Raw genomic sequence first — 12128 nt, 5'->3', positions numbered from 1 at the left:
CGCCTCAGCCCGACGGGAACTCGTGTTTGCCCGAGATGGAGCTGTCGGCGGGCTCGTTGACGCCGAACACGAACGGCGCGAACACGACTTCACGGCCGTCGGGATCGCGATAGGTGACCGCACCCGTCGCCGTCCAGTACGGATGCTGCTGCGCCTCTTCGACCCCCGCCTCCTGCAGTCGCGCGATCGCGGCCTGCTGTGACTGTTCGTCCGGGAAATACAGGCACAGCTGCTCGTGATGATCGACCGCGACGTCGTCGCCGGGGGCCTGCACGATCTCCATCGTCAGGTTCCAGCTGGGCAAACCGAAAATCGCGCCGTTGCTGCCATAGCTGGCGTCGAACGTCTCGAACAGCGGCAGCCCCACCAGATCACGGTAAAACCGCACGGTCTCTTCGAAGTTCGACGAACGGCGCGCGAAGCGGATGGCGCCGATCGGCGCCAACTGCATGGGCCAGTGCGTAGTCCGGCGGGGCTTTTCGGAGTTCATAGCCATGTCATGATGACGGGTCGCAGAGTTGCTGGGTTCACAGACCCACGGCAGCGGCCGCCGACTCGCTAGTGCCCCAGCGCCGCAACTGGACGCCGGGCGCCCACGTCGAATGGGTGCCGCTGGAAATGCGTTCCGGCAGTTGCAGTTTGCACACCGGCCCGTCGGCGACCCGCGCGGCGTCGAGCACCACGCAATAGGAGGCGTCGGTGTTCATGTCGGTGGTGAGGGTGACCAGGTAGCCGTCGTCTTCGCCGATGGCGCCCACGCGCGGCGCCATCGCGGTCTCACTGCCGTAGACGCCGTCGCCGAAAGAGAAGCCCTCCTGACCGCCGGCGAGAAGGTCATGTTTGACCAGCCCGTCGAACAGGAACCAGCCCGGCTTCCCGGTGGCGGCATAGGTGTAACGGTAACTGCTGCCCGCGTAGCCGGAATTGATGGTCCCGAACTCGGTGATCGAGTCCGACAGTTGCTCCTCTTTTACCGCGCCGGTGACCAGGTTGAAGCGCCACCGGTGCAGCCGGGCCTGCAGGCGGTCCAGTGCGAGGAAGCGAAACAGCTTCTCCCACTTGGTTCCTCCAGTGTCGAGCGGTTGAGGATCGCCTTCGAAGAAGCCGTCCAGCACGATCTCGTCGCCGTCCTCGTAGGCGTTGGTGAAGTGCAGCACGAACGTGGGGTCCGCTTCGAACCACTTGATATCAGCGGTCGATCCGCGACGCGGGATCACCGCGAAGCGCGACGGGATGTCCGGGTAGAAGCGCGGCAGGTGCACGTCTTGCTCGAGCAGCCGCGGATCCCAGAACAACGGGAAATCGTTGAGGATGGCGTAGTTTTCGGTGAACGCCATGTCGTGGGGGAGACGCGGGCCCGGCAGCGGGATGTCGACGTAGTGGGCCAGCTCGTCGTCGTCGACGACGCCGTAACGCATGTACGGATCCTGCTTGCTGTAGTTGAAGAACAGCAGTTCTCCGGTTTTGTTGTCGACCTTCGGATGCGCGGACACACCCCAGTCGACGGGGAAGCGCCCGTTCCAGCTTTCCTTGCCGAGGGTGTTGGCCGAATACGGGTCGACCCGGTACAGATCACCGCACTGGTAGAAACTGGTCAGCGCGATTCCCCGGTGCACGATGACGTCGGTGCTCGACGCGTCCTTCATCTTCGTACGCGCGCCCCAGCCCGCTTCGCGCCGGGCCAATTGCACCGGTTCGGCCAGACCCGGCCACAGCGGCTCGCCGGCGTCGTTCTCGGCCAAAAAGCCGTCGGTGCGGATAAAGCGGTTGCGGTAGAAGGCTTTTCCATCGCGGAAGCCGACGACATGCACCATGCCGTCACCGTCGAACGGGTGGTAGGTCTTCAGTGCCGGATGCAGCGGGTTCTCGGTGTTGCGCAGATAGATGCCGTCGAGGTCGGCGGGGATTTCGCCCTCCACCGGGACAAGGTCCTCGGCGTCCCACTCGGTGGTCTGCGGTCGCCACGGGCCGGTCCGGTAGGGGTGGTCGTCGTCTTCGGGCAGGGTCGACAGGAACTTGCCTACGATCTCAACATCCATGTCATGCGCCTCGCGTTGTGCCCACGACGAAACTGACCGTCGTCGCGGTGCTGCCGCCGAAGTTCAGCGTGCCGAAGGTGGTCGCGCCCTCGACTTGATAATCACCGGCCCCGCCGTTGACTTGTTTGGCCGCGTCAAGGAGCATCCGCACACCGGAAGCTCCAACCGGGTGGCCGCCACCGATCAGGCCGCCGCTGGGATTGATCGGAAGCCGGCCGCCGATTTCGATCTCCCCGTTTTCGATGGCCTTCCACGATTCACCCGGACCGGTCAGCCCGATGTGATCGATGGCCAGGTATTCGCTGGGGGTGAAACAGTCGTGCACCTCTAACCCGTCGATGTCGTCGAGCGTCACCTGCGCGCGGTGCAACGCGTCGAGCACCGCCGACCGCACGTGCGGCAGTACGTAGGGCTCGTCGGCGGCCCGATCCAGTTTCTGCCGCAGACCCAGCCCGACAGTGCGATGCCCCCAGCCGTCGATACGGCCGATCGGTCGGGCATCGGGATGGTCGCGCAGGTAGGCGTCGGTGACCAGAACCAATCCCGCACCGCCGTCGGTCATCTGGCTGCAGTCGAACCGCCGCAGCCGGCCTTCGGTCACCGGGTTGGTCGTGTCGTCGTCGGTGATCGGGTCGGGCACGGTCCACTCGCGGGTCTGCGCGTTGGGGTTGCGCCGGGCATTGGCGAAGTTGAGGTGTGCGATGGCCCGCAGATGAGTGTCGTCCAAGCCGTAGCGCCGGTCGTACTCGTCGGCAACTTGGGCGAACATCGACGGCCACAGGTAGCGCGCGTCGGCGCCCTCGTGTCCGGTCCACGCGGCAGCGCCCAGGTACACGGCGGCGACGTCGCCGGGCACGGGTTTCTCCAGCTCGATCCCCACCACGAGCGCGGTGTCGTAGGCGCCGGAGCGCAGATCGGCGATTGCCGACAGCGCCGCGATGCTGCCGGAGGCGCAGGCGGCTTCGTGCCGCGAGGCGGGGGTGTCCCAGAGCCCGTCGCACACCGTCGCCGGCATGGCGCCGAGGTGGCCCTGGCTGGCGAACATCTCACCGAAGGCGTTCGCGACGTGGACCACTCCGATCTCGGCGGCGTCCACCTTGGCCGCGGCGAGTGTCCCGTCGACAACCTCGGCGGTCAACGCCGCGAAGTCGCGGTTCTCCTTCGTGAGGTTGCGAGCGAAGTCGCTCTGGTAGCCGCCGAGAATCCACACATTTGCCGAGCCGTCCATACCAGCGCACGGTACTCCTGGATTACCCCGAAAATAGCGGACCCGTCGGCTCTCGGGCTGAACCGACGGGACCTAGGTGGGCGCGTAGGCCGGCCGACGCGCCCACCCTGTTGGGGCATTACCATCCCTGGCCGCAAGCAAACATGGCAAGCATGTTGGCTGCCGAGAATCTCAGCAGTGATTTGACCTGCGCGAGCGAGGATTTCCCTGTTCAGCGGGCGGGCGAGCCAAAACGGCGCGCTCGGCAAGCTCGGCCGGTCCGGGTCCGTCCTTCGGGCGAGTAGCCGGGTTCGCAGTTGGGCCCGCGACCCGAGAGTCGGCGATATCAACGGCCGCCAAGTCGATGCCCTTCAACTCCCCTAGCAAATGCGCCCGGGAATAGCCTGAGACCAGGATTTCGACACGGTCACGGATACATACCTATTAGCTGATAGCTGGTCACACAAGCCTCTTAGATCACTATCGTCACATGGGCCAACTGCGAACGTCAAGATGGGCGTCTCGCTCCTGGAAGGGTGTGACTTTGTCGGGGATTCTTCGGACCATGTCGCTAGCGCTGGTGCCGGTGGCCGCTATCGCATACATCGTTGCGGCTGGACCCGCGCCATCAGCAAACGCCACCCCATGTGGTGCGGCCGAGGCCAACATCGAGCCGCCGCCTGGACAGCCGGCGATGCCCGCGCCTCAGCCAGTCGTCCAACCGCCGACCGGGCGAAGGCCCTCTCATACGAATGACCAGGCGCCGCTGCCCAAGTTGGGTCCGCTGATCGCTTCGCTGATCAAGCCGCCTACTGGCGGCGGCCAGCGATACTCGGCTCCGATGGTGCCGCAGGCGGGGGTGGTGCCGCCGCCTGGGCCGAATCCACCCGCGCCGGGACCGCCGCAGTCGCCGAACGCCACGCCGTTGCGGCCGAACGCGGCTCCAGGTCCGCAGCCAGCGGCGCAGCCCGCACCGGACGCGGCGGCACCTCCCGCTCAGATCGCGGGAGCGCCGACGTCGCTGGTGGACTGGGTGACAGGACCGAACGGCCCGAACAAGACCCTGCAACGCTTCGGCATTTCCGGGACCGACCTCGGAATCGTCTGGGACAACGGCGATGCCGCTAACCGCCAGGCCTTGATGGCCTTCGGTGACACCTTCGGCTACTGCAAGGTCCGCGGCCAGCAATGGCGCTACAACGTGCTGTTCCGCAGCAATGACCACGATTTGTCACAAGGAATCCACATCGCGGACGGTGTGCCCAACAACAACTACTCCGGCTCCCCGGTGTGGACAAACGGCCTGTCCAAACAGGTCGTCAACACCATCCACAAGGCGAACCACGAAACGGGAATCATTCCGACGTCAGCCCTGTCGCTGGGCCGAACGCAGTACATGAGTTACATGTCGATTCGGCAGTGGGGTCGCGACGGCGAATGGTCGACGAACTATTCGGCCATCGCGAGGTCCAACGACAACGGCCAGAACTGGGGGATCTTCCCCGGATCCATCCGGACGGCCGCGCCGGACACGGTCCCGGGCGCCGGGTACACCCCGGGCAATGAGAACTTCCAAATGGGCGCGTTCATGAAGGGGAACGACGGCTTCATCTACAACTTCGGGACGCCGTCGGGACGTGGCGGTGCGGCCTTTCTGTCGCGCGTTCCTCCGAACCAGCTGCCGGACCTGTCCAAGTACCAATATTGGAACGGCGACAACGGTGGACACTGGGTCCCGGCGAATCCGGGTGCGGCGACGCCGCTGTGGCCGGGACCGGTGGGCGAGATGTCGGCCCAATACAACAGCTATCTCAAGCAATACCTGGTGCTGTACACCAACGGGGGCAGCAACGACGTGGTGGCACGGACTGCGCCGACGCCGCAGGGGCCGTGGAGTGGGGAGCAGCCGCTCGTGTCGTCGTTCCAGATGCCGGGTGGCATCTACGCGCCGATGATCCACCCCTGGTCGTCGGGTCGAGACCTGTACTTCAACCTGTCGCTGTGGTCGGCCTACGACGTGATGTTGATGCACACGGTGTTGCCCTAGCCGCGCCCTCGGTGGCATCCGGCAGGACATGAATTACGTTACTGCTCAATCATGTTCAGAATCTGGCTATCCTGCGCGGCATCGCGGTCAGACATCCGGAGAGCCGAGCCGGGTACCGACCTGAGCTGAACCGGTCGGCCAGAAGGGAGCCAACCACCGCGCGTTCGACTGCGTTCGGATGCTTTCGCGCCCGTGACTGCACTATCTACTTCGCTCTGCGGCCTAGGGCGCGTTAGGTGTCCATCCGCCAGGCTTTTCGGATTGCCCCCAACGAGGCGCTTCCTCGTCGGCCCTGCCGGACAGGTCCAAGGAGTCGTTGCTGACGAACACCATCTCGTCGCCGGCTTCGAGCACCTGGCTGGGCTTAGGAACCAAAACGTTGTCACCTCGGAGCACCGTGACTAAAACCGTGGTTCCCGGCAATTCCAATTCGCTCACTCGCTGTCCCACGAGTGGATTACCTTCGGGCAGAGTCAGTTTCGTTAAGGCTGCCCGTCCTTTGTGCAATGCCATCAATCGCACCAGGTGGCCAACGTCGATGGCGCCCTCGATTCCTGCAACCATGGCGTCCGGCGTCGAGACTGCCACGTCGACACCCCAACTCTGGGTAAAGAGCCACTCATTGCGGACATCGTTGATCCTTGCCACCACCCTGGGCACCCCGAACTCGACTTTGGCCAGCAGGCCCACGACCAGATTGGACTTGTCATCTCCGGTTGCTGCAATCACGACATCGCAGGTCTGCAGGCCCGCCTCTTGTAATGCTGTCAGCTCGCAAGCGTCGGCATTCAGCCAATCCGCGTCGGGAACCGTGGTTGGTACGAAGTTGCTTCGTTCGCGTTCAATCAACAAGATCTTGTGGCCGTTATCCAGCAACTCGCCTGCGACCGAACGACCTACCTTGCCCGCGCCGGCAATCCCGATTCTCAATTTTCGCATCGCCACCCAGCCATCTTGTCTCATCGAGGCTGCAGGGTCTTGATACTCTCAGCCACACCGAGCGCTCCGCGGCCGGGTGCTGATTTACTAGCAGCGAACCAAAGGCGGCACCCTCGTCGTAGATGAGTGCCCACCCGGCACCCGCTGCCGGGTTCACGTCCGAACGGGATCGGGAATGTAGTGACCTTGCAGCAGCTGTATTTGGCGTTGCTGATCGGTGGCCTCGTGCTGCTGGCCAGCATCGTCGGTACTCGGGTGGCAAGTCGCGTCGGGTTTCCCAGCCTCCTGTTCTTCTTGCTGGTCGGTGTCGTGCTCGGCGAGGACGCGCTCGGTCTTCAGTTCGACGACGTGGAACTAGCCAGAAACATCGGCACCGCGGCGCTGGCCGTAGTCCTCGTCGAAGGCGGCTTGACTACTCGCTTCGCCGACATCCGCACGGTGCTGGCGCCCGCGGTGGGGTTAGCCACGATCGGCGTGGCAATCAGCACGTTGGTTACTGCTTTCGGGGCGCATCTCCTACTAGGCATCGACTGGCAGCTCGCCTTTTTGCTTGGAGCCATCGTCTCCTCGACCGACGCTGCAGCGGTGTTCTCGGTCCTGCGTGTGCTGCCGTTGCCTCGGCGTGTGGCCGGACTGCTCGAGGCCGAGTCCGGCTTCAACGATGCGCCCGGTGTGATTCTGGTGCTGATGTTCAGTGCGGTGCCCTTCGTGTTTGAGCCGGAAGGTGCGGTCATCGACCTCGTCGGTGAGCTCTTCGGCGGTGCCGCGATGGGAGTGGCCGTTGGCTATCTGGGTTCGGTTGGGCTACGACGCATCGCGTTGCCCGCCTCCGGTCTGTACCCGATCGCGACCTTCGGATTGGGGCTCGTTGCGTTCGCCGCCGCGGGTGCAATCCATGCAAGCGGGTTCATCGCCGCCTACCTGTCCGCCGTGGTTCTGGCCAACTCAGGGTTGCCGCACAGATCGGCGACCCGATCGTTCGCCGAAGGAGTCGGCTGGTTGGCGCAGATCGGCCTGTTCGTGCTCCTCGGCCTTCTGGTGAATCCGAGCGATCTGGCAGGTGACGTGGTCGCCGCAATCGTCGTCGGACTGGTCCTGCTGCTCGTCGCCCGGCCACTGTCGGTCGTAGGTTCACTCGTGTGGTTTCGCGTCCCCTGGCGTGAGCAGTTGTTCCTCTCGTGGGCGGGCCTGCGGGGCGCGGTCCCCATCGTGTTGGCGACCTTTCCGGTCGTCGCCGGAGTTGCAGATAGCTACCGCTTACTGAACATCGTGTTCGTGCTCGTCGTGGTATTCACATTGGTGCAGGGCCCCAGCCTTCGCCCTGTGGCTCACCGGCTGGGCCTGATTTCCCGCGAATCTACCCGGGAGATCCAAGTCGAGGCTGCGCCACTAGACATGCTCGATGCGGAACTCCTGACCATGACCGTGCAAGCGCCGTCGCGGCTGCACGGTGTCACCATCGTCGAACTCCGGCTGCCCGACCCCGCCGTGATCACGCTGATCATCCGTGACGGACACACCTTCGTCCCCAATCCGGACACCCGTATCGAGACCGGCGACGAATTGCTGATCGTCACTACCAGCAAAACGCGGGCCACAGCTGAATCCAGGCTTCGTGCCGTAAGCCGGCGCGGCAAACTCGCTTATTGGTTCGACGAATACGGAAAAGTCGAATGATGTCGATGCGCACGGTGTTGCCGTAGACGCACCGGTCACGACGGGCGCTCAGCACTCGCGCCGTGACCGCGGGATCGAGGTAACTGTTGCCGATGCCGACGGATCGGACGGCGCGGATCAGCTCCTCGGCCGGCGAGTCTTTGAGCACGAAATTTATTGCTCCGGCGCAATACACCGGATAGCAGTTCGTCGTCGTTGAACGTTGTCCGCGCGCGTATCGGCGGGCCGCCTTTCGGTCAGCCGCCGGGTTGCCTCCATCCCGGGCCGATATCGATTGTGCCGGCGAGCGGTTCGATGCATTGCTGCATGCCAATGCAATCCGCGTCCGGGCTCGACAGGCCGTTCGCTGTGGCCCGGGGTGAGCTCGTCGACGACGTTCAGCGTCCCCGCGCTACACGATGCGGTCAGGGTGAGCCTTGGCGGCGTGCCGGGCGCATGCTTTGCGACGTTGAGGAGTCCAATACTGTTGTGCAGCAACGGAATATTTCCAACCAAACATCGGATCGCGGTTCGTGTCGTGTCGTGTCGTGAATCGACGAATGTTTTCGCTACCACCAGACCAAATTTCGTTGTGATCGCCGCGCAGTCGGCACGCCCGCGATCATGCTGAGGGTCCCTGCGACCGGATCCACCCAGCCGGCGAGAATCGATCCTCTTCGCGTTCTGCGGTCAGTTTGTGGCGGACCGGTCCTCCTGATGATGCGCCGTTAGACGCGCACCGTATTCGGAATTCCCTTGCGGTACAACGCGCATACGTGCCTCGCTTGGGGCCAGGCCGAATTGTTGCTTGAACACGGTGTTGAAAGTGCGTCTCGAACGGAAGCCACTGGCGATGGCGATGCTGTCGATCGAGGTGTTCGATGGCGATTGGCGGAGCAGATCGGCGGCGCGGCGCAGCCGGGTGGTGCGGATCAGATCGCTGGCGCTGGTACCGGCGCGCTGAAGGGCCAGCTGAATTTGACGGACCGACCAGCCCAGCGCGTGGGCGACGCTAGTTGGCGTGAGGTCGGGATTGCTTGCATGCCGGGCGACATACTCCCGCACCGCCCGCTCGACTGAACTGAGAGTGTCAGGAGCTCCGCCGCGGCCGAGCATGCAAGTGAGCAACAGGTCGTTGATGGTGGCGCAGGCACGCGAGAACTCGTAATCGTCGAGCGTCTCGTGCTGCATGCTCACGGTCGAGATCATCGAGCTGACTACCGAGCCGAGCCCACGCCGGAAGTCCATCGCGACGGGGCCGTTTGGCATATTGATGGGTCGGCGTGTGTCTGCGATATCGAACGTCCAGCCCCGGGCCCAGGAACCATGGTGGATCTGAAGAGCGCGCGACTTGCTCAGCAGCAGGGCCTGGCCGGGTTGCAGGTGTACCTGGCCCCGGTCCTGCACAAAGTCGAGAACGCCGCTGCGGACGATAAATAAAATGCTCCCGAGATCGCCGTCGGCGCGCACGTCAGCGTCTGTCTTCGCATAGTGCAAGCCCTCTGACCAGAAATCGACCACACGGTGACTTCCGTTGTACTGAACGACGCTGCCCGCTCTGAATTTCGCGGTATCCGGAAAACGGAAGTGCAACGAACCGTGATTTGCACAGACATGGTCGACCCAGTAGCCGGCCGGATCGTCAAGAACAGTCCGCGTGTCGCAACGCTCGGTGACGTAGCTACTCACCACGGGTCGACGCCTTGCCCTGATTTGATGATTTGTTTCCATATGAGATCCTGAATCACGTCCTCCGAGACATTGTGCAACCGACTGACCACCAAGTATGCCGCCTGATAGGCGTCGCCTCCCTAACGCAGACTGGGTGAGACGCAACCACCCTGGGACCCATTCCACGCCGTATTCGCGCTGTCGCCTAGGCAGAATCTCCGACCCGGCCTCATCCCCATTCGCGTGGGGTCATCCGCTCCGGCGCGCGAAGGAAGGCCCGGTGCTCCTGGGCGCTGAGTTCGCCGAGCCAGCGTCTTCGCCGTGGTGGATCTCGCTCCGCAACGCCTCTTTGACGCACCGGCCCGCTAGAAGCGGTCGCCGGTGATCGCTGTGCGACAACAACTCTGCTCGTTTGAAATGCGGCAAGCGCTGTTGGCGTTAGCCCACTGTTCTAAGCGCGGCTAGCATTTCGCGTAGCCGCGGCTCGTCATGATGGTGTGCGTAGGCGGTCAGCCAGTCGGCAATCCTGGCCACCAGTTCAGGGGAGACGGGTGTGCCCGTGCATACAACGGTCTCAAGCAGCGTGTTGATGGCGGCATAGGAATACCCGGCGCCGATCGCCGTGTACACGTCGGCGCGGTCGCGATCAGGAAGCAATAGGCATGCCATCTCGGCGAGCTGCCACGCCAAATCCGTTTCGGCCCAGTCATCCACCTTTCCATTGTGGCGTATGACGGGCGGTCACGCTCCGCGGACCGACAACCACGGGTACGGATCTCCTGGATCACCGATCGGGGCGGCAACGCTCTAGCCGCGTGACCGCTCAACGTGGGCGGGCCGCAGGCGTCATCTGTTGTGCGCTTCGGTTCGCTGTGCGTCGCGGGTGAGCACAATGCGCAAAAGCCGGGAATCGCCACTTATGTCGACTATCGATTACAACCGCGACACAGACATAAGCGGCGTCGTAAATTCGGTCTAGTCAAATATCCGGTTAGGACGCACGATCGCCGCACCAAGGAATGAAGATCGGCGCGAGATAAACATTCGTGCACAGCCGGTTCCGCCATTCATATGCGGCGAAAGAAACGTCGATATCGCAAAAACGCAAGGAGGGGAAAGATGGTCGCACTAGGCAGCATCAACGGATGGCAACCACCCTGTGGTCCGGTGACCACGTGGACGGCCTCCCCCGGGGCCCGAGAAGCGGCTCGGGCGGCGCGGCGCGATGATCTACCTGCTAATTATCAGCAAGCTCAACACGTGCGGGTCGCCCACTACGCCAAGGCGATGGGCAGGCAGCTGCCGCGTCTGATGGTCGTGGCGTGGGAGATTCCTGGTGTTTGTGATGTTCCGGCAATGACGGCCGCGATCAATGCGCATCTCCGTCGTCACGACACCTACCAGAGCTGGTTCGAATTCGAGAACGGCGATATTGTCCGGCGCGCCATCGACGACCCGGAACTCATCGATTTTGTTCCCGTGGAGTTCGGAAATATGAGCACCCCACAAATACGTACACACGCGTTGACGACGACGCCGGAGACACTCGAGTGGGATTGCTTCACATTCGGTGTTATCCAGCACGCTGAATATTTCACGTTTTACGCCAGCGTCGACCATCTCCACATCGACGGCGTCTCCGGCGGCCTGATTTTCCTCGATGTCCACCTCATGTACCAGAGTCTGCGGCGCGCCACACCCACCGCGCTTCCGCAGGCCGGCAGCTATTGGGACTACACGGCGCGGCAACGCGAGCAATTGGCCAGCCTGACCCTGTCGTCCCCGCAGATCAAGGAGTGGATCGACTTCGCCCACGACACCAATGGTGACTGGCCGAGCTTCCCGTTGCCGCTCGGCGACACGTGGTGCGACAACAAAGGCGACTTCCTGACCGTCGACTTGTTGGATGCCGCACAGACCGAGTCTTTCGACACCGTCTGCCGTGCCGCCGGCGCCCGGTTCAGCGGTGGGATTCTCGCCTGCGCAGCTCTGGCCGAACACGAATTTACCGGCGCCGAGACCTATCATGGATTCACGCCCTTCGACACGCGGACTCCCGGCGTGGACACGATGAGTGTCGGGTGGTTCGCCAGCCTGATTCCAGTTACCGTGCCGACCGGTGTCGGCTCATTTTTCGAGTCGGCACCGGCAGCGCAGAAGTCATTTGACGCCGCCAAACACCTTGCGGGCGTGCCGTTTGAACGTGTCCTGGAGTTGGCGACACCGGATGAACTGGGCCTTAAACTGCCCACGCGCCCGGCAATGATGGTGTCGTTCCTCGATTTCCGCAAGATACCGGTCGCCGCGTTGTGGGAAGAAACGAACTTCGGCGCTTACGGTGACAGCCTGTCGCACGGCGGGATCAACATGTGGATCAACCGGCACGCCACCAAAACCACAGCGACCATCTCCTTCCCGGATAACCCGGCCGCGCGTGACTCAGTACACCGTTACATCACGGTGTTGACGCAGGCGTTCACCCGCGTCGTCAACAACACCTCGGAATGGACGGATGCGGTTGCAGACCACGCGAACTCGGAGCACGGCTTGCCCGCCGTCAGCCTCTAAC

Annotated in this window: 9 protein-coding genes and 1 pseudogene; 3 read left to right on the top strand and 7 right to left on the bottom strand. The window is 63.4% G+C overall.

The window, feature by feature from the left end:
* Nucleotides 1-4 precede the first annotated feature (4 nt).
* Genes OK015_RS25440 through OK015_RS25430 form a run of 3 tightly spaced genes read right to left on the bottom strand, consistent with a single transcriptional unit; the run spans nt 5 to nt 3267 of the window.
* Entirely contained in the window at nt 5-490 is a 486-nt protein-coding gene (locus OK015_RS25440) for a VOC family protein (RefSeq protein WP_268127282.1), read from the bottom strand.
* Nucleotides 491-527: 37 nt separating this feature from the next.
* Nucleotides 528-2039: a carotenoid oxygenase family protein gene (locus tag OK015_RS25435; protein WP_268127280.1), complete on the bottom strand. Its 1512-nt coding sequence runs from the start codon at nt 2037-2039 to the stop codon at nt 528-530.
* Between the two features lies 1 nt (nt 2040).
* Nucleotides 2041-3267, bottom strand: a complete 1227-nt coding sequence (locus tag OK015_RS25430; protein WP_268127278.1) for an acetyl-CoA acetyltransferase — start codon at nt 3265-3267, stop codon at nt 2041-2043.
* 544 nt (nt 3268-3811) lie between these two features.
* Here OK015_RS25430 and OK015_RS25425 point away from each other — a divergent pair.
* A complete protein-coding gene (locus OK015_RS25425) occupies nt 3812-5293 on the top strand; it encodes a DUF4185 domain-containing protein (protein ID WP_268127277.1) in 1482 nt (493 codons plus the stop codon).
* Nucleotides 5294-5515: 222 nt separating this feature from the next.
* On the opposite strand, the gene OK015_RS25420 is transcribed toward OK015_RS25425, so the two are convergent.
* Nucleotides 5516-6223, bottom strand: a complete 708-nt coding sequence (locus OK015_RS25420; protein WP_268133084.1) for a potassium channel family protein — start codon at nt 6221-6223, stop codon at nt 5516-5518.
* 189 nt (nt 6224-6412) lie between these two features.
* Here OK015_RS25420 and OK015_RS25415 point away from each other — a divergent pair, with 189 nt between their 5' ends.
* The gene (locus OK015_RS25415) at nt 6413-7909 is read left to right on the top strand and encodes a potassium/proton antiporter (protein ID WP_268127275.1); all 1497 of its coding nucleotides are present in this window, start codon (nt 6413-6415) and stop codon (nt 7907-7909) included.
* A gap of 37 nt (nt 7910-7946) precedes the next feature.
* On the opposite strand, the pseudogene OK015_RS25410 reads toward OK015_RS25415, so the two are convergent.
* The 3 genes and pseudogenes from OK015_RS25410 to OK015_RS25400 all read right to left on the bottom strand — a co-directional run.
* A pseudogene (locus OK015_RS25410) lies at nt 7947-8167 on the bottom strand (DNA-binding response regulator); the annotation flags it as partial.
* 411 nt (nt 8168-8578) lie between these two features.
* The gene (locus tag OK015_RS25405; protein ID WP_268127273.1) at nt 8579-9577 is read right to left on the bottom strand and encodes an AraC family transcriptional regulator; all 999 of its coding nucleotides are present in this window, start codon (nt 9575-9577) and stop codon (nt 8579-8581) included.
* 420 nt (nt 9578-9997) lie between these two features.
* On the bottom strand, nt 9998-10273 hold the full coding sequence (locus OK015_RS25400) for a hypothetical protein (RefSeq protein WP_268127271.1): 276 nt from the start codon (nt 10271-10273) through the stop codon (nt 9998-10000).
* A gap of 405 nt (nt 10274-10678) precedes the next feature.
* Between OK015_RS25400 and OK015_RS25395 the strand changes: the two genes are divergently transcribed.
* Nucleotides 10679-12127, top strand: a complete 1449-nt coding sequence (locus tag OK015_RS25395; RefSeq protein WP_268133083.1) for a condensation domain-containing protein — start codon at nt 10679-10681, stop codon at nt 12125-12127.
* The last annotated feature ends 1 nt before the right edge of the window (nt 12128 follow it).

It is taken from the genome of Mycobacterium sp. Aquia_216 (assembly GCF_026723865.1).
GTDB lineage: Bacteria > Actinomycetota > Actinomycetes > Mycobacteriales > Mycobacteriaceae > Mycobacterium.
The sequence above is the reverse complement of the archived record's forward strand: the minus strand, read 5'-3'. Positions and strand labels throughout refer to the sequence as shown.